Source organism: Mycobacterium sp. (assembly GCF_965230835.1).
Classification (GTDB): Bacteria; Actinomycetota; Actinomycetes; order Mycobacteriales; family Mycobacteriaceae; genus Mycobacterium.
The window spans coordinates 63784-83683 of record NZ_CBDDLW010000001.1; the positions used below are offsets into that span (position 1 = coordinate 63784).

General features: G+C 64.0%; 18 protein-coding genes and 1 pseudogene. 9 read left to right on the forward strand and 10 right to left on the reverse strand.

The window, feature by feature from the left end:
* Positions 1–13: 13 nt before the first annotated feature.
* The 3 genes from ACO07W_RS00280 to ACO07W_RS00290 all read right to left on the reverse strand — a co-directional run bounded on the left by ACO07W_RS00280 (position 14) and on the right by ACO07W_RS00290 (position 2741).
* Positions 14–769 carry an adenosylcobinamide-GDP ribazoletransferase gene (locus tag ACO07W_RS00280; protein ID WP_421840013.1) on the reverse strand — a complete coding sequence of 252 codons (756 nt, stop codon included), beginning with the start codon at positions 767–769 and terminating at the stop codon, positions 14–16.
* The gene (cobT, locus tag ACO07W_RS00285; RefSeq protein WP_421840014.1) at positions 769–1869 is read right to left on the reverse strand and encodes a nicotinate-nucleotide--dimethylbenzimidazole phosphoribosyltransferase; all 1101 of its coding nucleotides are present in this window, start codon (positions 1867–1869) and stop codon (positions 769–771) included. The genes ACO07W_RS00280 and cobT overlap by 1 nt, the downstream gene beginning before the upstream one ends.
* 158 nt (positions 1870–2027) lie before the next feature.
* A complete protein-coding gene (locus ACO07W_RS00290) occupies positions 2028–2741 on the reverse strand; it encodes a DUF3043 domain-containing protein (protein WP_421840015.1) in 714 nt (237 codons plus the stop codon).
* 152 nt (positions 2742–2893) lie between these two features.
* Between ACO07W_RS00290 and ACO07W_RS00295 the strand changes: the two genes are divergently transcribed.
* Together ACO07W_RS00295 and ACO07W_RS00300 are read left to right on the forward strand one after the other, a co-directional pair.
* A complete protein-coding gene (locus ACO07W_RS00295) occupies positions 2894–3970 on the forward strand; it encodes a glycerate kinase (protein WP_421840076.1) in 1077 nt (358 codons plus the stop codon).
* A gap of 96 nt (positions 3971–4066) precedes the next feature.
* Positions 4067–4423, forward strand: coding sequence for an iron-sulfur cluster assembly accessory protein (locus ACO07W_RS00300; RefSeq protein WP_421840016.1), 357 nt, complete (start codon positions 4067–4069; stop codon positions 4421–4423).
* Between the two features lie 46 nt (positions 4424–4469).
* Here the strand turns inward: ACO07W_RS00300 and ACO07W_RS00305 are convergent, their stop codons facing one another.
* Positions 4470–5174 (reverse strand): hypothetical protein, encoded by a 705-nt coding sequence (locus tag ACO07W_RS00305; protein WP_421840017.1) that lies wholly within the window; start codon positions 5172–5174, stop codon positions 4470–4472.
* 188 nt (positions 5175–5362) lie between these two features.
* Here ACO07W_RS00305 and ACO07W_RS00310 point away from each other — a divergent pair, with 188 nt between their 5' ends.
* A complete protein-coding gene (locus tag ACO07W_RS00310; protein ID WP_421840077.1) occupies positions 5363–6337 on the forward strand; it encodes a carbohydrate kinase family protein in 975 nt (324 codons plus the stop codon).
* A gap of 73 nt (positions 6338–6410) precedes the next feature.
* Here the strand turns inward: ACO07W_RS00310 and asnB are convergent, their stop codons facing one another.
* Positions 6411–8381, reverse strand: a complete 1971-nt coding sequence (asnB, locus tag ACO07W_RS00315) for an asparagine synthase (glutamine-hydrolyzing) (protein ID WP_421840078.1) — start codon at positions 8379–8381, stop codon at positions 6411–6413.
* Between the two features lie 201 nt (positions 8382–8582).
* On the opposite strand from asnB, the gene ACO07W_RS00320 reads away from it, so the two are divergent.
* The 5 genes from ACO07W_RS00320 to ACO07W_RS00340 all read left to right on the forward strand — a co-directional run bounded on the left by ACO07W_RS00320 (position 8583) and on the right by ACO07W_RS00340 (position 12306).
* A complete protein-coding gene (locus tag ACO07W_RS00320; protein ID WP_421840018.1) occupies positions 8583–9680 on the forward strand; it encodes a cytochrome c oxidase subunit II in 1098 nt (365 codons plus the stop codon).
* Between the two features lie 13 nt (positions 9681–9693).
* Positions 9694–10113 carry a cytochrome c oxidase subunit 4 gene (locus ACO07W_RS00325; protein WP_421840019.1) on the forward strand — a complete coding sequence of 140 codons (420 nt, stop codon included), beginning with the start codon at positions 9694–9696 and terminating at the stop codon, positions 10111–10113.
* Positions 10114–10295: 182 nt separating this feature from the next.
* On the forward strand, positions 10296–11252 hold the full coding sequence (locus tag ACO07W_RS00330) for an MmpS family transport accessory protein (protein ID WP_421840020.1): 957 nt from the start codon (positions 10296–10298) through the stop codon (positions 11250–11252).
* On the forward strand, positions 11252–11884 hold the full coding sequence (locus ACO07W_RS00335) for a DUF2561 family protein (protein ID WP_421840021.1): 633 nt from the start codon (positions 11252–11254) through the stop codon (positions 11882–11884). Before ACO07W_RS00330 ends, ACO07W_RS00335 begins: the two co-directional genes overlap by 1 nt.
* Before the next feature lie 50 nt (positions 11885–11934).
* Positions 11935–12306, forward strand: a complete 372-nt coding sequence (locus ACO07W_RS00340) for a DUF2561 family protein (RefSeq protein WP_421840022.1) — start codon at positions 11935–11937, stop codon at positions 12304–12306.
* 114 nt (positions 12307–12420) lie between these two features.
* Here the strand turns inward: ACO07W_RS00340 and ACO07W_RS00345 are convergent, their stop codons facing one another.
* Genes ACO07W_RS00345 through ACO07W_RS00360 form a run of 4 tightly spaced genes read right to left on the reverse strand, consistent with a single transcriptional unit; the run spans position 12421 to position 16784 of the window.
* Positions 12421–14064, reverse strand: a complete 1644-nt coding sequence (locus ACO07W_RS00345; RefSeq protein WP_421840023.1) for a cytochrome b — start codon at positions 14062–14064, stop codon at positions 12421–12423.
* Positions 14061–15260, reverse strand: a complete 1200-nt coding sequence (locus tag ACO07W_RS00350) for a ubiquinol-cytochrome c reductase iron-sulfur subunit (RefSeq protein WP_421840024.1) — start codon at positions 15258–15260, stop codon at positions 14061–14063. Before ACO07W_RS00350 ends, ACO07W_RS00345 begins: the two co-directional genes overlap by 4 nt.
* Positions 15257–16123, reverse strand: a complete 867-nt coding sequence (locus ACO07W_RS00355) for a cytochrome c (RefSeq protein WP_421840025.1) — start codon at positions 16121–16123, stop codon at positions 15257–15259. Before ACO07W_RS00355 ends, ACO07W_RS00350 begins: the two co-directional genes overlap by 4 nt.
* Positions 16124–16172: 49 nt before the next feature.
* Positions 16173–16784: a cytochrome c oxidase subunit 3 gene (locus ACO07W_RS00360; RefSeq protein WP_421840026.1), complete on the reverse strand. Its 612-nt coding sequence runs from the start codon at positions 16782–16784 to the stop codon at positions 16173–16175.
* A 158-nt stretch (positions 16785–16942) separates the two neighbouring features.
* Here ACO07W_RS00360 and trpD point away from each other — a divergent pair, with 158 nt between their 5' ends.
* Complete coding sequence (trpD, locus tag ACO07W_RS00365) at positions 16943–18043, forward strand: anthranilate phosphoribosyltransferase (protein ID WP_421840027.1); 1101 nt, start codon at positions 16943–16945, stop codon at positions 18041–18043.
* On the opposite strand, the pseudogene ACO07W_RS00370 reads toward trpD, so the two are convergent.
* Positions 17981–19888 (reverse strand): annotated as a pseudogene (locus ACO07W_RS00370) (DEDD exonuclease domain-containing protein); the annotation flags it as partial. The gene trpD and the pseudogene ACO07W_RS00370 sit on opposite strands and share 63 nt — an antisense overlap.
* Between the last annotated feature and the right edge of the window lie 12 nt (positions 19889–19900).

A 19900-nucleotide genomic window follows, 5' to 3' on the forward strand; every position in this document is an offset into this window, starting at 1 on the left:
GTGGGCGCCGGAGCTAGACCTGGACCAACCCCGCAAGCGCCACAGCGGTCACCGTCGTGGTCAGTTCGATAGCGGCGCCGAGTACATCACCGGTGATGCCACCGAAGCGGCGCACGCAGTGTGCGACCAGGATCGCGCCGCACGATACTGCTAGCAGTATGGCAACCGGTCCTTGCCACGGTTGCGATCCTGCTGGCACCGAAATGACCAGCAGGACGACCAGCCAGGCCGCCGCGACCGGTGCTGGCTGAGTACCCGCAACTTTCGCCCCTAAAGTGCTGCCCTCCGCCGTGGGTATTGATCGGCGGCAAGCCAGTACCGCGGTTACCCGGCCGGCAACGACCGCAACGAGGATCCCGGGAACGCCGAGGCGCCCGAGTGCGCCCAGCGCGGTGAAGGCATACCCCTGCAACGTGATGACCAAGGCGACGGCAGCCACTCCGAACGGGCCGGTTGACCCGTCTCGCATTACCGCAAGTGCCCGCTGCGGTGGCCCGTAGCAGCCCAGCCCGTCTGCGGTATCGGCGACGGCGTCGATGTGCAGACCGCGGGTTGCCAGCAACAGCACGGCTACCGCGAGCATCCCGGACAGTGGGCTGGACGGGCCGAATACCAGAGCGCTCCCGTAGGTCACGGCCGCGGCTAGGCCGCCCAGCGCAGCGCCGACCAACGGCAGCGCTGTTATGGCGCCGCGGCCTAAGGTGGCGGCCCACGAGGCTGGGACGGGTATGACCGTTCCGAACGCGAAAGCTGCCGCCAGCGAGCGCATTAGGTTGGATCTATGGGGTCAGTGCGGGGACCCGCCTGACCGGTTACGCCAGGTGCCCCGGCTATTCCAACGACACCGGCCTCTGCGAACGTTGCCATCGATGACAACGCCGCCACGGCGCAGCGCAGCACCGACAATGCGACCGTCGCGCCAGTACCCTCACCCAGTCGCATACCCAGATCCAGGATCGGGTCCAACTGTAGAGCCGCAAGCGCCGGCGGATGGCCTGGCTCGGTGGACCGGTGGCCGGCCTGCCACCACCGCCGAGCGCCGGGGGCTAGGCGCTCGGCGACCAATGCTGCTGAGGTGGCCACCATGCCGTCGAGCAGAAGGGGGGTACGCCGGACGGCGGACTGCGCGCAGAAACCTGCCATCGCTGCCAGATCCGCGCCGCCCCCGCAGCGCAGCAAACCGACCGGGTCAGGCAACACAGACCGTGCCCGAAACAGGGCGTCGCGCACCGCAGCTGTCTTGCGGGCCCAGCCGGCGTCGTCGATACCGGTGCCGAATCCGACCGCCGCGACCGGCTCGACGTTCGCCAGCGCCGCTACCAGCACCGACGCCGCTGTGGTATTTCCTATCCCCATGTCACCGACGATGAGCAGGTCAGCGCCGGCGTCGACCTCTTCGTCGGCGATCTGTTGGCCAGCCGCGATGGCGGCCTCGGTTTCGGCCTCGGTCAACGCGTCCTCTGTGGCGATATTGCCGCTGCCGCGCCGCACCTTGTGCAGAGCGATCTTTTCCGAAACCGCATCTGCATCTACCGCAAGGTCTGCGATCCGCAGCGTCGCCCCAGCCACGTCGGCCAGCGCGTTGATCGCCGCCCCGCCGGAGTCGATGTTGGCGACCATCTGAGCGGTCACCTCCGGCGGGTAGGCCGAGACGCCGGACCGGGTGACACCGTGATCACCGGCGAATACGACTACTCTGGCGCGCTGAAACTGCCGCGGCGGGCAGTGCCCCTGGCAGGACGCGACCCACACCGACAGATCTTCAAGACGGCCTAGCGCGCCGCGGGGTTTGGTCAGGGCGTCCTGATGCGCGCGGGCGGCTGCTTCGGCGCGTGCATCGGGCGGCACCACGGGCGCGAACCCGATCATGTTTCCGACGATTTGATCGGTAACGTCTCTCCGGCGGTTGCCCCATGGCTGGCCTGCTGGGCCCGCGTGATGAGTTCTGCGGCCCGGCCGGATTCAGCCGACCTCGTATCGCCGGACGTGTTGGTCCACATTGGGGTCAGACGACTTTCCGGTGACGATTAGTCGACATCGCTGCCACGCTCGACCCTGGGGCGGGGAGCCCGCATACGACGCATTTGGGAAGCCCGTCCGGCCGCATAAAAGCCCAATTTCCAACGGCTTTCGGTGTTATTTGGGAACTTCGCGTCGACCAGCCGGGCAACCTTTCGGCCCAATACGAGTCCGTCTATGGTCATCAGCGCCATCAGCAACAGCATCGCCGGAGACATGTAGAGCTGCACTTGGGGGACAGCGAACATGACGAAGAGCAGAGTCAGTGCTGACGGCATGAACAGGCCGAGCACGTTGCGTCGGGAGTCCACCACATCGCGGACGTAGCGTCGTACTGGGCCCTGATCGCGAGGTAGCAGGTAGGCCTCTTCGCCCGCCATCATGCGCTCCCGGCGATTCGCCATGCGGGCTCGGCGCTCGGCTTTGTCGGATCTACGTTCTTCTCGGTTGCGTTTGGGTCCGGCGAGAGTCTTCCGCCGGGCCCGCGCTTGGGCGGCCGTCATGGGTGCCGGTGCTACCGGGCCCTTTTTTTTCGTGTGGCGCCGGACGGCATCGCTTCGCTTGGGTGTGGGTCGGCCCTTCGGGCTCGTCGTACGCGACCCGCCAGGTGTGTCTGACGTCGATGCACCACCAGAATTGGCGGTCCCTCCGGGCGGGTCCGTCGTGTCGGATTCCCCGTCGGAGCCTTTCGTGTCGCCCTTCTTGCGGCCCAACAACTTCACGGTCGCCAGGTTACTTTGCGGATTGCCGGCACCGGAATTCGCATAGCCAGGCGCGCGCCGGCTGTGGGGCCCTAGTCTGGCCAGTGATGAACGGCTCGCAGGACTTGGATGCTGTTGGTGTGTTGGGGCCCGGTCGGCTCCAGCTGCCCGAGATGCGGGTGCTGGTGGCCCCAGATTGCTACGGAGACAGTTTGTCTGCGGTGGATGCCGCTGCCGCCATCGCGACCGGTTGGACCAGGTCACGTCCGGACGACCGGTTTATTGTCGCCCCGCAATCCGATGGCGGTCCCGGCTTCGTCGAGGTGCTACGCGGCCGGCTAGGGCAGTTGCGACGATTGCGCGTGGCAGGACCGCTCGACACCGCTGTGGACGCGGAGTGGGTCTTCGATCGCAGCTCGGAAACGGCCTACCTGGAATGTGCACAGGCGTGTGGGCTGGGTTTGATCGGTGGTCCGCCGTCACCGGAGACCGCGCTGTCGGCTCACAGCAGGGGAGTCGGTCAGCTCATCGCGGATGCGTTGCGTGCCGGAGCGGCGCGGATCGTGGTCGGGCTGGGAGGCAGTGCGTGCACCGACGGTGGGCAGGGACTGATCGCCGAGTTGGGTGGCCTGGATGCCGGTCGCGAGCAGTTGGCCGGAGTTGAGCTGATTGCGGCGTCGGACGCCGAGTACCCGTTGCTGGGGCCGTGGGGCGCGGCGCGGGTTTTCGCGCCGCAGAAAGGCGCTGACGCCGCCACAGTCGCGGTGCTGGAAGGCCGCCTCGAGACGTGGGCCGGCGAGCTGGACGCGGCGGCGGGACGCGCAGTAAGCGCTGAACCGGGTTCGGGCGCCGCTGGCGGAATCGGGGCGGGATTGCTCGCGCTCGGCGGCCGCTGCGAATCGGGTGCGGCAATCATCGCGGAGCATACTCAGTTGGCTGAAGACATCGCCGACGCAGACATGATCGTCACCGGTGAGGGCCGTCTCGACGAGCAGTCCTTGCATGGAAAAGTGGTAGGCGCGATCGCGGATGCGGCCCGTCCGCTGGGGATTCCGGTGATAGTGCTAGCGGGCCAGGTGTGCTTGGACAAGTCCGCGACTCGCGGAGCGGGCATAATGGGGGCTCTGTCTATAGCCGAATACGCGGGTTCGGTGCGGCTGGCTTTGGCCGACGCCGCCAATCAGCTGATGGGTCTTGCGTCTCAGGTGGCGGATCGACTCGGGAATAGCGGCGCCGCAAGGTACCGTTGAGGCAGTGGGTAATCCCGAAGCAGATCGCAGACTGGTGTCTATTGAGTTGGATTCCGCTGGTTCGGACCCCGACGATCGAGCCATGTAGGAGAACTAATGACGGTGCAGAACGAGTCGATTACCAAGACGCACGGCGTCATCCTCACCGAGGCCGCTGCCGCGAAGGCGAAATCGCTGCTCGATCAGGAGGGGCGGGATGATCTGGCGCTGCGAATTGCAGTTCAGCCGGGCGGATGCGCTGGGCTGCGTTATAACCTCTTCTTCGACGATCGGACCCTGGACGGTGACCTGACCGCCGAGTTTGGTGGTGTAACCCTCACCGTGGACCGGATGAGTGCGCCTTATGTGGACGGTGCGTCGATCGATTTCGTGGACACGATCGAGAAGCAGGGTTTCACTATCGACAATCCCAACGCCGCCGGCTCATGCGCGTGCGGGGATTCGTTCAACTGACCTTCAACTGGCCGAGGTCTGCTGAGTCGCGGCCGGGTTGGCCCAGCTAGTACGTCCCTGCGGTGCGCAGTACGTACGAGCAGACCAACAGCTGGCCGCGCTGTAGGAGCAACTGTGCAACGCCTTGCACGTGGCCTCGCGGCGGGCCGCCGGTCGCCGGCGTCACTTCCATGGTGAACAGCACTTGCGCCTGGTAGGGCGACCAGTACACGATCTTGTCGATCGAGGTCACGTCGGCTTTCGAGAACTGCTTGCGGAAGGCGTCGCTGCTGAGTTTGGCTAGCGCTTCGTCGGAGCGCTTGTCGCGGACGCCGTCGTAGATGCCGCACAGCGCGTTGCGGACGATGACGTCGAGGTCGCGGTTCACGAGTGCGTTCAGGTATCCCTGAATTGCAGTCTTGGTGGAGCCCTGCGAAAACGTGCCTGCGCTGTTGCTCTCATTGGTGCGAATCCCGAACACGATAACCGTGGCCAGCACGGCCACCAGGGCGACAGCCAGCAGAACGCCGATGACCAGCCGTTTAGCTCCCCGTTTCGGGTACGGTACTGGCGGCGGCAGTGGCCCCGGAGGGTTGACGGACGGGGGCACAGCGTCGCCTACCGGTGTGGCGGTTAAGGGCGGGGCCATGGGACTACACTCGTTGGGGAAGTCAAGGGCCCGAGGCTGGTAGGGGCCTGACACGGGGTAAGGTCGCACTTCCTGAGGTCCGTCGGCGCCGACGGCAGGGTTCGGCGGGTGCGGACCGGCCATCGTCGTTCTCCTACGGTGGTGAGCTGGGCTACGGATGGTTGCCACCCAGCAAGGAGTTGGGCAACCAGATGAGTTCTCTAGGCAGGCTAGCGTAAGAGCTGCCGGCGCCCGTGGATGCGACAACGTTAGTCGCACAGCCGATGGTCATGAGAGGTTAGATGACCTCACAAACGAAGGGTGGAGATTTAGTGACGATTGCGGTAACGGGTTCGATTGCGACCGACCATCTGATGCGGTTTCCGGGAAAATTCTCCGAGCAGCTGCTGGCTGATCACCTGCACAAGGTGTCACTCAGTTTCCTGGTCGATGATCTGGTAGTACACCGCGGTGGCGTCGCGGGCAACATGGCGTACGCCATCGGTGTGCTCGGCGGTGACGTCGCCCTGGTCGGCGCGGCAGGCGCCGACTTCGCCGATTATCGCGATTGGTTGAAGACCCACGGTGTCAACTGCGACCACGTTCAGATCTCGAAGACAGCGCACACCGCGCGTTTCGTGTGCACCACCGACGTGGATATGGCCCAAATCGCGTCGTTCTATCCAGGGGCCATGTCGGAGGCACGCGATATCTCACTCGCCGACGTGGTGTCGTCCGTCGGCACGCCAGAGTTGGTGATCGTCGGTGCTAATGATCCAGCCGCCATGCTTGTGCACACCGAAGAGTGCCGCAAGCTCGGATTGGCTTTCGCTGCTGACCCGTCGCAGCAGCTGGCGCGGCTCTCGGGTGATGAGATCCGCAAGCTCACCGACGGCGCCGCGATCTTGTTCACCAACGATTACGAATGGGAACTGCTGCTGTCTAAGACCGGCTGGTCGGAGGCCGATGTGATGGCGCAGATCGGGTTGCGGGTGACCACGCTGGGCGCCAAGGGGGTGGACTTAGTGGAACCCGACGGGACCACGGTCCACGTGGATGTGGTCCCGGAGAACAGCCAGACGGATCCGACTGGTGTCGGTGATGCGTTCCGATCCGGCTTCCTCACTGCGCGCAGCGCCGGTTTGAGCCTGGAGCGTTCGGCTCAACTGGGCTCGCTCGTCGCGGTACTGGTGCTGGAGTCCACGGGGACCCAGGAGTGGGATTGGGATCGCGGGGTCGCCGCGACTCGTTTGGCCGGAGCCTACGGCGAGGATGCTGCCGCGGAGATTATGGCGGTGCTCACCTAATCCAGCCAGTAGGAGTGAAGTCCCCCGAGAGTCGCGCGGTTCTCGGGGGACTTTCCGTAGGGTTGTCGATCAATCAAAGGCGCACCGGGTACTGCGGCTCGCGGATTTGCGGCGCCACACTGTGCTCGACGAATATCGCATGCCACAGCATGAAAATCAGTATCGTCCACAATCGGCGGCTGTGATCGTTGGTGCCGCGTCGGTGCTCGTCGAGCATCTCGCGCACCGCAGCACTGTCGATGAGGTGATTGGTTTGCGATGAGTCGACCATCGCGTGAGCCCATTCCAGAAGTTCCCCGGCGCGCAGCCAATGCCGGATGGGGACCGGGAATCCGAGTTTCGGCCGATGCAACACATGCGCTGGAACGACGGGTTCCAGCGCCCGTCGCAACGCGTACTTGGTGGTGGTTCGGGTGATCTTTGCCTTTAGCGGCAATCGCGAGGCCACGGCGAACACCTCGGGATCTAGGAACGGCACCCGTAGTTCCAGGGAATTGGCCATGGTTATCTTGTCGGCCTTGACCAGAATGTCGCCACGCAGCCAGGTGAGCAGGTCGACGTGTTGCATGCGGGCGACTGGATCCCAGCCCGCGGACTCGGCGTAGATGGGCGCCGTCACGTCGGTGTGGTTCCAGTCGGGCCGGAATCCGGGCAGTACCGCGCGCAGTTGTGCGTCAGAGAAACTGCGTGCATTGCCGTAGTAGCGCTCTTCGAGGGTCAACGACCCACGGTGCAGCAGACTCTTGCCCCGTATGCCTTCTGGCAGCGGTTTGGACACCTTTCCCATCGACCGCCGCACGGGTTGGGGTAGGTAGTCGAACGGCCGCAACGACAGCGGCTCACGATAGATCGTGTAGCCGCCGAACAGCTCGTCGGCGCCCTCACCCGATAACACCACTTTGACGTGTTTGCGGGCCTCGCGAGCCACGAAGAATAGCGGTACCAGCGCGGGGTCTGCGACTGGCTCGTCGAGATACCAGACGATCTCAGGCAAGGCCGCGACGAACTCCTCCGCGCTGACCACCTTCGCGATGTGGCGCGCGCCGATGGCCTCGGCGGAGGCAACCGCGACGTCAATCTCGGAGAAGCCTTCGCGCTCGAAACCGGTGGTGAATGTGATCAGCCGCGGGTTGTGTCGGATGGCAAGCGCGGCGATCGCCGTAGAGTCGATCCCCCCGGACAGGAACGCGCCCACGGTGACGTCGGCGCGCATGTGCTTGGCCACCGAGTCCTCCAGCGCCGAAGTTATCTCGTCGTAGCGAGCCTGTTCGGTGCCGCGGGTGATCGGCGTGGCCGCGAATCGGGGCGCGAAGTAGCGGGTGACCTCCGGGGCAAGCTGGCTGGGGCGGATTCTGGCGTAGCAGCCTGATGCGAGCCGGCGCACTCCGCGCTGCAGCGTCTCTGGCTCGGGCACGTATTGCAGAACCGTGTAGTGCTGTAGTGCCCGGTGATCGATAGCGGGGTCGAATTTCACCAACTCGACCAAGTCAAGCAGGCATTTCTTTTCGCTGGCCACTGCGGTACCGCCGTCGCCGGTGGCGATAAACAGCGGCTTGATCCCGAATGGGTCGCGGGCGCAGAACAGCTCACGGGTGACGGTATCCCAGAGGGCGAACGCGAACATGCCGCGCAGTCGATTCAGGACGTCCGCGCCCCAGTAGTGGTAACCAGCGGCGATCGCTTCACCGTCGCCTTCTGTGGAAAAAGTGGCGCCGTGTCGGTTGGCTAGGGCGTCGCGTAGTTCCAGGTAGTTGTAGATCTCCCCGTTGAACACCAGCACGTAACGACCGGGTGTTTCCGGTGGCCCCCACCGTAAGGGCTGATGCGAATGCGCAATGTCGATGATGGACAGCCTGTTGAACCCGAAAACAACGGTGCCGTCGGCGTGTGGATCGGTCCAGGTGCCCGGTTCGTCAGGCCCCCGGTGGCGCATCAAATGTGCTGCGCGGGCGATTGAGATGTCGGCGTGGGCGGCTGGAACTGCAGCGGCGTCGGGGGAGGCGGCCGCGGTTGGGGCCGAAACGAACGCCAGCAGTCCACACACGGCGCCCCAGTATGCCGCACTGTGGCGGCCTTGGATATGCCCCTGTAGATGTCGCGCGCGGCGTTCGAGATGACCAGGCAGTCGCCCGGTCAGACCGCGTGGTCTACGCTGCGTAGTATTCGACATCCGAGTTAGCCGACGGGTTCCGCCGCAGGCGGCGCTTCGCCAGCCGGTCCAGCTTGTGATATAGGAGGCGCCAACGTGACACTTCGCGAGCCAGGTCGTTCGCAATGCTTGTCGCAGTGCAGATCTCAGCATCGTTCCGAAGGCCAACGGCGAGGTTCCGCTCGTCGCCTTCGGCTGGTGGCATTGGCCGGGACGTTCGCCACGCTGGCCGTTACTCTGAGCGGCTGCAGCTGGTCTGAAGCACTGGGTATGGGATGGCCGGAAGGTATTACTCCGGAAGCTCACTTCAACCGGGAGTTGTGGATCGGTTCGGTGATCGCGTCCCTGGTCGTGGGCGCCATCGTGTGGGGTCTGATCTTCTGGTCGGCGACGTTCCACCGGAAGAAAAAAACCGACACCGACCTTCCGCGTCAGTTCGGCTACAACATGCCGCTTGAGCTGGTGCTCACTCTCACTCCGTTCCTGATCATTTCGGTGCTGTTCTATTTCACCGTGGTGGTGCAGGAGAAGATGCTGAAGATCGCCGACGATCCGGAGGTGGTCATTGACATCACTGCTTTCCAGTGGAACTGGAAGTTCGGTTACCAGAGCGTCAATTTCAAAGACGGCACCTTGACCTACGACGGTGCCGACCCGGCGCGCAAGCGGGCAATGGCGTCCAAGCCAGAGGGCACCGACGAGCACGGCGAGGAGCGTGTCGGGCCGGTTCGAGGGCTGAACACCGAGGACCGAACCTACTTGAACTACGACAAAGTCGAGACTTTGGGAACCAGCTCTGAAATTCCGGTCCTCGTGCTCCCGGTGGGCAAGCGGATCGAATTTCAAATGGCGTCTGCTGATGTGATACATGCCTTCTGGGTGCCAGAGTTCTTGTTCAAGCGTGACGTGATGCCCAATCCGAAAGCAAACAACTCTGTCAACGTCTTCCAGATTGAAGAGATCACCAAGACGGGGGCTTTCGTAGGCCACTGCGCCGAGATGTGTGGGACTTACCATTCCATGATGAATTTCGAGGTTCGGGTGGTAACTGCCAACGACTTCCACGCCTATCTGCAACAACGCGTCGACGGAAAGACCAACGCCGAGGCTCTGCAGGCGATCGACCAGCCACCTCGCGCGGTGACCACCCACCCGTTCGACACCCGCCGCGGTGAATTGGCCCCGAGGCAGTAAGTTAGGACATCCAATGCATATCGAAGCCAGGCTGTTCGAGTTCGTCGCCGCGTTCTTTCTTCTGACGGCAGTGCTATACGGCGTGCTGACTTCGGTGTTCGCCACCGGTGGTGTCGAGTGGGCCGGCACTACTGCGCTCGCTTTGACGGGCGGGATGGCGTTCATCGTGGCCACCTTCTTCCGGTTCGTGGCTCGCCGGCTCGACACCCGGCCGGAGGATTACGAAGGCGCTGAGATCAGCGACGGGGCAGGAGAATTGGGCTTCTACAGCCCGCACAGTTGGTGGCCGATCATGGTCGCTTTGTCGGCTTCGGTGGCTGCGGTCGGTATCGCATTGTGGCTTTCCTGGTTGATCTTCGCCGGCGTGGTTTTAGTCCTCGCATCGGCGGCCGGTTTGGTCTTCGAGTACTACGTCGGTCCCGAGAAACATTGATCGGTGCCGGAAAGGTCACAATCAGAGCAACAGTTGCTCGGGGGTCAGTTCGTCGAGACTTCTGCGCTACGGCCGGTTGGGTAGGGTAACCGAGGCACCATGAGAATCCACCGGGCGTGGGCGCGACGGTATAGATGCGAAGCCCCGCGTTATGGAGATGCAGTTGGACAGGGTAGGCAAACATGAGCGGGCCGAATCCCCCGGGATGGGAACCTGAAGAACCTGAACCCGCCGGTGCATCCAGCGGCGAGCTGGTACCCGAGTGGCAAACCGGCGGCGACAATGGAAACAAGCTGGACGTGGGGATCGAGCCTGGCGAACTAATCGAACCTCGCAGCGGTGGCCACGAAGGTGGGCCGAGCGACATAACCACCGAACTCGACGAATATTCGCGAGCGTACTCAGCGCCGGAACACGAGCAGTTCACCGGCGGCCCTTACGTACCTGCTGATCTCGGCCTTTACGACTACGACAGTTATGACGAGCTGTCCGATCCAGATGACGAGCCGGCCGCGCCGCGCTGGCCGTGGGTGCTTGGCGTCGCTGCGATCATTGCCGCCATTGCCTTAGTGGTATCGGTGTCGTTGCTCGTGACACGCACCGGTGTCCATAAACTCGCCACTCCCAGCACCACTGTGTCGGTACCGCCTGTGCAGGACGAGATCACGACAACCAAGCCGCCGCCGCCACCACCCCCGCCGCCGCCACCACCCACCACCGAGATCCCGACAGAGACGGAAACGGAGACCGTGACTGTGACGCCTCCACCTCCACCTCCGCCTCCACCTCCGCCGGAGACCACAACGCCGCCGCCAGAAACCGGCACGGCAGCCCCCCCGCCTCCCCCCCCAACAACAACGCTGGCCGGTCCGCGACAAGTCACCTACGCGGTGACCGGCACGAAAGCGCCGGGCGACATCATTTCTGTGACTTATGTCGATGCCTCCGGTCGCAGACGGACGCAGCACAACGTCTATATCCCCTGGTCGATAACCGTCACACCGATCTCGCACTCTGACGTGGGCTCGGTCGAGGCACACAGTCTCTTCCGAGTCAGCAAACTCAACTGCTCGATCACCACCAGCGACGGAACGGTGCTCTCATCCAATTCCAACGACGCAGCGCAGACGAGGTGTTGATGGTTGGCAGGTCTTCGGCATACCGGCGTGGGCCGGACACCATCTCAGCGGACGTCGTTGACCGCATCATGGTCGGGGCGTGCGCCGCAGTCTGGCTGGTGCTGGTAGGCGTCAGCGTGGCCGCTGCAGTTGCCTTGGTCGACCTGGGTCGCGGTTTCCACAAGATGGCAGACAGTCCGCACACCACTTGGGTGTTGTACGCCGTTATTGTCATTTCCGCGCTGGTTATCGCTGTTGCTATCCCGGTACTGCTGCGGACTCGGCGGGTGGCTCACGCGGAACCGCCGCCGTGGTCGGTGCGCGTCAGGAGCGCGTCTCATCCCGTTGCGGAGCGCTCTGCGGCGCGCAGTCTGGGGCAGTCGAAGCGTGCTGAGCCAGCCGAGGCTGTTGGCGGGGGAGCCGAGTGGTTCGGCCAGGCGGTGGACAGGATTTGGCTGCGGGGAACGTTGGCGCTGGCAGGCGCTATAGGGATGGCATTGATTGCGGTTGCGACGGCGACCTATCTGATGGCTGTCCGCCACGAAGGAGCATCTTGGGTCAGCTACGGTCTAGCCGGTGCGATTACCGCGGGAATGCCGGTGATCGAATGGCTCTACGTTCGTCAGCTGCGCCGAGTGGTTGCCCAGCTCTAAACGCGCTCTGACGCCGGAATTTCGGTGCTCCTCGGCGAACGCGAGCAGCGTTGGCCCTGCAACGACATCCGCCGCAGGGTACGGCGTCGCTAGGTTCAGGGCGCTCCTGGCCGGTTACGGAGCGCTCTGCGGCGCGCAGTCTGGGGCAGTCGAAGCGTGCTGAGCCAGCCGAGGCTGTTGGCGGGGGAGCCGAGTGGTTCGGCCAGGCGGTGGACAGGATTTGGCTGCGGGGAACGTTGGCGCTGGCAGGCGCTATAGGGATGGCATTGATTGCGGTTGCGACGGCGACCTATCTGATGGCTGTCCGCCACGAAGGAGCATCTTGGGTCAGCTACGGTCTAGCCGGTGCGATTACCGCGGGAATGCCGGTGATCGAATGGCTCTACGTTCGTCAGCTGCGCCGGGTGGTTGCCCAGCTCTAAACGCGCTCTGACGCCGGAATTTCGGTGCTCATCGGCCAACGCGAGCAGCGTTGGCCCTGCAACGAGATCCGCCGCAGGGCGCAGCAGCCGCCAGGATTGGCAGCGTCGCTGAGGCTAGTGCTCCCCGTCTGATGAGTTCGAGACGCTTTCCTGATGCTCGCGCAATGCCGTCAAGGCACGTTGTTCGGCGGCATGCCCGGACTCGCGTAGCGCGGCATCCTCTGATTCCGGATCGGCGAACAGGAAGCTGCCGCTTCCCGGCGAGCCTGCCGAGCCCAGCTTGTTCATCCGCTTGGGCAGGGGAGTGCCCTGGTACTCCAGCGGAATGGGGTGGCCGTGTTCGTCGACCGGCCCCAGCGGTTGATGCAACTCGACATAGGCGCCGTGCGGCAGCCGCTTGATGATGCCGGTCTCAATGCCGTGCTCGAGAACTGACCGGTCGCTGCGTTGCAGCCCGATACACCATCGATAGGTGACGAAGTAGACCAGTGGCGGAAGAATCACCATGCTTATCCGCGCGATCCAGGTCGTCGCGTTCAGCGAGATATGGAAGTTCAGTGCGATGATGTCGTTCATCGCCGCCAAGGTGAGCACCATGTAGAAGCTGATTGCCATGGCGCCGATGGCAGTGCGCACCGGTGCGTCCCGCGGACGCTGCAGCAGGTTGTGGTGGGCGTAGTCGCCAGTGAATCGTTTCTCCAGGAATGGGTAGACGATCAGCAGGACGAAGACGAGGGTCATGATTATCGCGACCCAAACCACGGCGGGGATTGTGTGATGCCAGAAGTAGAACTCCCACGGAGGCCAAATACGTGCCAGACCCTCGGTCCACATCATGTAGAAGTCAGGCTGTGAGCCGGCCGAGACCTGCGATGGCTTGTAGGGGCCGAGATTCCAGATCGGGTTGATTTGCAGTAGCCCACCCATCAAGGCGAGCACGCCGACGATGCTCGCGAAATAGGCGCCGGACTTGAACGCGAATACCGGCATGACCCGCACGCCGACGACGTTGTGCTCGGTCCGTCCCGGACCGGGGAACTGCGTGTGCTTCTGGAACCACACCAATGCCAGATGCATCCCGATCAGCGCCAGGATGATCCCGGGAAGCAGCAGAATATGCAACGCGTAGAGCCGGGGGATCAGGATCGTGCCCGGGAAATCGCCCCCGAACAGAGCCCAGTGCAACCAGGTTCCGATCACCGGCATGCCCAGCGTGATCGATGAGAGCGCGGCGCGCAGGCCGATACCGGACAGCAGGTCGTCAGGCAGCGAGTAGCCGAAATAGCCTTCGAACATCGCCAAGATCAGCAGCAGCGAACCAATAACCCAGTTGGCCTCGCGCGGGCGCCGAAACGCCCCGGTAAAAAAGATGCGTGCTAGGTGCACCATGATCGCCGCTGCGAACATCAACGCAGCCCAGTGGTGGATCTGGCGGACGAATAAGCCGCCACGGACTTCGAAGGAAATATCCAGGGCCGTCTCGTAGGCGCGCGACATCTCGACTCCGCGTAGCGGCTGATAGACACCGTTGTAGGTGACCTCGGTCATGGACGGATCGAAGAACAGCGTCAGATACACCCCGGTGATCAGCAGGATGACGAAGCTGTACAGCGCGATCTCGCCCAGCAGGAACGACCAGTGCGTCGGAAAGACCTTGTTCAGCTGGCGGCGCAGCGCCGCTGACGGGTGATAGCGAGTGTCGATTTCCTGGGCCTGGCGGGCCAGGACATCCCCAACTTTCGGGACTTTCGGACTCATGAGGTGCGCTCCCAGAATGCCGGTCCGACGGGCTCGATGAAGTCGCCGTTGGCGACCAGGTACCCGTCTGTGTCGATGGTGATGGGCAGTTGTGCCAGCGCGCGCGCCGCCGGACCGAATATCGGTTTGGCGAAGTGCAATGCGTCGAACTGCGACTGATGGCACGGGCACAAGATGCGGTAGGACTGCTGTTCATACAGGGATGACGGGCAACCTAGATGCGAGCAGACCTTGGTAAAGGCGAAGAACTCGCCGAAGTTGAAGCTCTCTTGGCCCTTGCGTTTGACCACACGCGACAAGTCGTTGGGTTTGATACGGATGAGCATGACCGGATTCCGGATGCCCATTGCGACCGACTGCAACTTTTCGTGCGACTCGGTGGTGGTGCCGTCGCCGTCGGATTCCCGCCACGGGAATACCGTCTCCATCCCGCCAGCGTCGATATCTTCTGGGCGCATCTTGATGAACGGTGGCCCATCGTTGGTGCCGGTGGCCCGCGCCAGATAGATGGTCTCGCCTTTGTAGCGTGGGGTCCAGCCGGACGTCCACAGCACGGCCTTCATCCCGTTGGCTGTGGGAACCACCGGCTTCCACGGGTTCTTGATGAGGCCGCCGATAAACGCCACGGCGGTGCCCAGTCCGAACGCGCCCAGGCCAACACCCAGGGACAGCCCGACGAGCTTGCGGCGCCCGATAGTCGATCCCTCGAAGGCGCTGGTGAGATTTGCCGCCACCGTTTTGCGGTCTATCTCGCGGGAGTCGCCGTCGTGTCGTTCCTGGATCGAAATCTCTTCGGGGATAAATCTTTTCTGGAACTGGATTGCCCCGATCGCGATCGCCAGGATCGAGAGTCCGAAGGTCACGCCATAAAGCGGTGTGGCCAGCGAGTACAGGAAGTTGTACTGGCCGTCAGATGTCTTGTACTGCCAGGGCCAAAACAAAAAGACCAGCAGGAGCGCAAGGCCGAAGAAGCCGCCCAGCAACAGCCAAATGGCGACCCCCCGCTCGGCGCGTTTCTCGGCTTTGGTGTCCGCCACCGGCCAGCGAGGCTCCTTGTAGACGGTCTCGACGCCGTCCATGCGGCCGCCCAATGCCACGAGTTCGTCGTTGGACATTGCGGTCAGCGCCGCGTCGTCGGGCTGATCTGGAACATTGGTGTCGTTGTCAGAGGTGGCGCCGTTGCCGATGTCGCTCATGAACGCGCCCCAATCCAGAGTGCCAGCCCTATCGCGGCAACCATTCCGATGATCCACATCGCCATGCCTTCGGGAGCGGGTCCGAATCCACCGAGGTTGTAACCACCTGCCTGTCTCGGCTCCGTAATGGTCCGTACGTAGGCGATGATGTCTTTTTTCGCGTCGAAGGAAAGTTGGCGGTCGGAAAACTTGGGCATGTTCTGCGGTCCGGTGCGCATCGCAGCCAGGATTTGCTGCTCGTTGGCGGGCCGCAGGTCAGGCGCGTATTTGCCGGAAGACAACGCCCCGCCCTTCCCGGTGAAGTTGTGGCATGAGGCGCAGTTGAGCCGAAACAAGTCACCGCCGCGGCCCAGGTCGCTGCCGCGCAAAGAGTGCATCGCCAAGCTGCCGTCTTCGTTGCGTACCACAGTCGGGCCGCCCCCGTTGGCCTGAACGTAGGCACCGATAGCATCGGTCTGCGCCTCGTCGAAGATTGGATCCTTGCGGGGTGCCTGGGCCTCGCCGCGCATTGCAGGCATCCGGCCGGTTGACACTTGGAAGTACACGGCTGCCTCGCCGACACCGATCAAACTCGGTCCGTGGTCAGGCACGCCCTCTAGGTTGGCGCCGTGGCAGGACACGCATGAGGTGTCGAACAGCTGTTTTCCCTTGCGCAGCAACGCCGAAGTGGACTCGTCGGCGACGGCTACCTGCGGGGTGGGTGTTAGCACGGCGGCCAGCCCGCCGGCGATGGTCAGTGCGACGAGTAGCAGTAGGCCGCCCGACAGTCGGCGACGGAGCCGCCGTCGCGAGTGACTGGTCTGCTGACCTTGCGCGGCTGTGGACCGTCTGCCGCCGGATCGCGTGAACCTCAGTTTCTTCAACCGAGCACTCCTGTTCGTTCCTGTTCGGGTCAGTTCGGGGGCTGCGGGCTCATCGGATGAAATAGATCACCGCGAACAGCGCGATCCACACGATGTCGACGAAATGCCAGTAATAGGAAACGACGATGGTCGCGGTGGCTTGCGCCGGGGTGAACTTGCTCAGTCGGGTGCGGATGAGGAGCAAGACGAAGGCGATCAGGCCACCGGTGACGTGCAGCCCATGGAACCCGGTGGCCAGGTAGAACACGCTGCCATACGCGCTGCCCGGAATGGTGGTGCCGTGTCTCACCAAGTTGATGTACTCGTAACCTTGGCCCAGGATGAAGAACAAGCCCATCAGGAACGTGACCACGTACCAGCGGCGCATCCCGAAAACGTCGCCCCGCTCGGCTGCGAACACGCCCATCTGGCAGGTGAACGATGAGGCGATCAGGACGAGCGTCACTGGCACGGCCTGGTAAAGATTCAGCTCGGTTGGTGGCGGCGGCCAGCTTCCGCCGGCCTGAGCTCGCGCTGTGAAATACATCGCAAACAGGCCGGCAAAGAACATCAGCTCGCTGGAAAGCCAGATTATGGTGCCAACACTGACCATATTGGGTCGATTGAGCGAATGCACGCGCGACGTGATCGCAGTACCCGAGGTCCCCACAGCGCTCGTCACACCGCAAGTATGACGCTTTGTAGTTGTCGAACTCTACCCGGGTCAGGAATTTTCGTCGTTCCGTTGCCTGCGTCGCGCCGACTGTCTTTGCCGGATGGTTCGTGCGCGGTTGTCGGTGGGTGGTTGGGGGCCTTTGATCGTCGTGGGACCATCGGCGCGTGGCACTCTCGTCTGAGGATTCTTCTGCCCGTGAGTCTGGCGGGCCCGCGTCTGGGGCGATGATGTCCTGGCCGCTCGTTGTGGGTCGGCTCACCGATGGGCAGGATCTGGCGCCGGGGCAGGCTGCTTGGGCGATGGAACAGATCATGAGTGGCGCAGCCAAGCCGACGCAGATCGCCGCATTCGCAGTGGCGATGAAGATGAAGGCTCCAACCGCAGCCGAAGTCGGTGAGCTGGCCGACGTCATGCTTAGTCACGCCCGTGCGGTTCCCGGCGCGACGATCGGCGACACCGTCGATGTTGTCGGCACCGGTGGTGATGGCGTCAATACGGTCAATCTGTCCACCATGGCGGCGATCGTTGTGGCGGCCGCAGGCGTCCCCGTGGTCAAACACGGAAACCGGGCCGTGTCCTCGTTGGCTGGGGGCGCCGACACGCTAGAGGCGCTTGGGGTGCGCATCGATCTGGGGCCTGATCAGGTGGCGCGCAGTCTCGCTGAGATTGGGATCGGGTTCTGTTTCGCTCCGCAATTTCATCCGTCCTATCGGCACGCGGCCGCGGTGCGCAGCGAGATTGGGGTGCCTACCGTATTCAACCTGCTTGGGCCACTAACCAATCCGGCTCGGCCGCGGGCCGGGTTGATCGGCTGCGCGTTCGCCGACCTTGCGGAGGTAATGGCCGAGGTGTTTGCCGCGCGTGACTCCAGCGTGCTGGTGGTGCACGGTGACGATGGGCTCGATGAATTGACCTCGACCACCACGAGCACCATTTGGCGGGTGCAGGCCGGGACGGTGGAAAAGTTGACTTTCGACCCTGCCAGGTTTGGGTTCGCGCGGGCCGAGCTTGACCAGCTGCGCGGAGGGAACGCGCAGGTCAACGCCGCCGAAGCGCGCTCGGTGCTGCGCGGCGCCAAGGGTGCGGTCCGCGACGCTGTTGTGCTCAACGCGGCAGGCGCGCTGGTTGCCTACGCTGGGCTATCCAGCCGCGTCGACTGGTTGTCGGCATGGGAAGACGGCTTGCGCCGTGCCAATGCTGCGATCGACACCGGAGCGGCTGAACAGTTGCTCGCGCGATGGGTGCGGTTCGGTCAGCAGGTCTGACTGATCGTCATCGAGATCTGCGCCCGTCTGGTCGGTCGTCAGCCGCGCTGCGCGCGCCGATGCTGCCCATGCTGCCCATGCGCCCGCTGCCCGCAACGGCGAGGACCACCCCCCGCCATCGGGGGAGCCGACCCCGGTGACCCGCACAATGCGAACTCCCGATGTTGCCAGCCAGCGCGCGATGAGCGTGGTTTCTTCCACCAATGCGCCGCCGAGTGGGGCTGGTGTCGGCAGGACTATCTGGGCTCCGGCGCGGAGTGCGTCGACCACCGGGATCGGTGGCACCCCGCGCTGCGCGGTACCAGCCGCCGAGAGTTGGCCGTGGCGGATGACGGCCAACTGGTAGCCACCGCTGCCGTCCGAAGCTGCGGCGATCAGCTCGGGCAGCGTGGTCAGCGCACGTAGGCGCTGGCCACGCCACAGTGCCTCGATCGCGGTGGCGATTTGGTCGCGCAGCCGCGCGGCGTTCTCGTAGCGGTGGCGCTCGGCGAGCGCGGTGACCTGTTGCACGGCCGCAGCAAGCGCGGTGTTGTCCAGCCCGTCGATGAGGGCCGTTGCGCGCCGAGCCGCCCCGGCATACTGTTCGGCCGTCACGTCGCGGGCGGCGGGGCAGGGGGACACTTCCACCTCAGGGCAGGTCGGACCGTGCACGGAGAAACGGGACAGCCGGCTGGTGCAGGTCCGGATTCCGGTGAATCGGGCCATCAGGGTTGCCGTCTCGGCGGCGATGGCTCGGGACCGGAACGGGCCGACGACTCGGTCGTGTCGGGGGCTGCGGATCACTGATAGGCGCGGAAAGGGTTCATCTGTGAGCGCCACCCACCACCAGCGGTGCGGAAACCTCGACCGGCGGTTATACGGCGGTGCATGGGCAGCCAGCATTCGCAGTTCGCGGACACCAGCCTCTAGCGAGTGCGCGCACTCGACATGGTCGACGTTGTCGGCGAGGGCGACCATCTCCTTCATCCGGCCACGGGGGTCTGCGCCGTTGAAATACTGACTCACCCGGCGTCGCAAGTCGACCGCAGTGCCGACGTAGAGAACTTCGCCGGAAGGCCCGCGGAATAGATAAACTCCTGGCCGGTGCGGCAGGCCGTCTGCCAACACCCGTTTTCGGCGCTGAGCCGGCGTCACACTGGGCAGATACGAACGCAGGTCGGCGTAGGTGTGCACGCCCTGATTGCCCACTCTTTCAATGAGCGAGTGCAACACGTCGACGGTGGCGCGGGCATCGTCGAGGGCGCGGTGAGTGGGCTGCGTAGCCACCGCGAAAAGCCGCGCCAACGCGGCCAGTCGCACGCTGGGAGCTTCCTCCCGGCTCAGCACCCGACGTGCCAGCCGAACGGTGCACAATATCTTGGGTCGCGGCCACGAGATACCGCCCCGCTGTGCGGCGGCCCGCAGGAATCCGATGTCGAAACCGGCGTTGTGGGCTACCAGGACAGAACTGCCGGCGAATTCCAAAAACATCGGCAGAACAGCGTCGATGGTTGGGGCGTCGGACACCATCGCCGTGGTGATGCCGGTTAGCCGCACGATCTGGGGCGGAATGCTGCGCTGCGGATCCACCAAGGTGGCGAATTCGCCGAGGACGACGCCACCGCGCACCTTGACCGCGCCGATCTCGGTGATCGCGTCAGGGGGCGATTGCCCGGTACCGGCTGCGCGTCCGCCTGTGGTCTCCAAGTCCACCACGACAAAGGTCGTCTCGCGCAACGACACGTCTTCGGCTGTGCAGGCGGCCGGGGCAAGCCCGGGAAAGGCCACCGGGTGAAGCTCAGCGAAATTGAGCTGAGTCGCATCGGTCACGCCCATGGTCGTGACGTTAGGCATGCGCACCGACATTCGGCGGGAACC

What these genes read in the sequence shown, in the direction of transcription:
- ACO07W_RS00280 (WP_421840013.1), bottom strand. Translation starts at nt 769, where the DNA reads ATGCGCTCGCTGGCGGCAGCTTTCGCGTTCGGAACGGTCATACCCGTC.
- cobT (WP_421840014.1), bottom strand. Translation starts at nt 1,869, where the DNA reads ATGATCGGGTTCGCGCCCGTGGTGCCGCCCGATGCACGCGCCGAAGCA.
- ACO07W_RS00295 (WP_421840076.1), top strand. Translation starts at nt 2,894, where the DNA reads ATGCGGGTGCTGGTGGCCCCAGATTGCTACGGAGACAGTTTGTCTGCG.
- ACO07W_RS00300 (WP_421840016.1), top strand. Translation starts at nt 4,067, where the DNA reads ATGACGGTGCAGAACGAGTCGATTACCAAGACGCACGGCGTCATCCTC.
- ACO07W_RS00305 (WP_421840017.1), bottom strand. Translation starts at nt 5,174, where the DNA reads ATGGCCGGTCCGCACCCGCCGAACCCTGCCGTCGGCGCCGACGGACCT.
- ACO07W_RS00325 (WP_421840019.1), top strand. Translation starts at nt 9,694, where the DNA reads ATGCATATCGAAGCCAGGCTGTTCGAGTTCGTCGCCGCGTTCTTTCTT.
- ACO07W_RS00330 (WP_421840020.1), top strand. Translation starts at nt 10,296, where the DNA reads ATGAGCGGGCCGAATCCCCCGGGATGGGAACCTGAAGAACCTGAACCC.
- ACO07W_RS00335 (WP_421840021.1), top strand. Translation starts at nt 11,252, where the DNA reads ATGGTTGGCAGGTCTTCGGCATACCGGCGTGGGCCGGACACCATCTCA.
- ACO07W_RS00345 (WP_421840023.1), bottom strand. Translation starts at nt 14,064, where the DNA reads ATGAGTCCGAAAGTCCCGAAAGTTGGGGATGTCCTGGCCCGCCAGGCC.
- ACO07W_RS00350 (WP_421840024.1), bottom strand. Translation starts at nt 15,260, where the DNA reads ATGAGCGACATCGGCAACGGCGCCACCTCTGACAACGACACCAATGTT.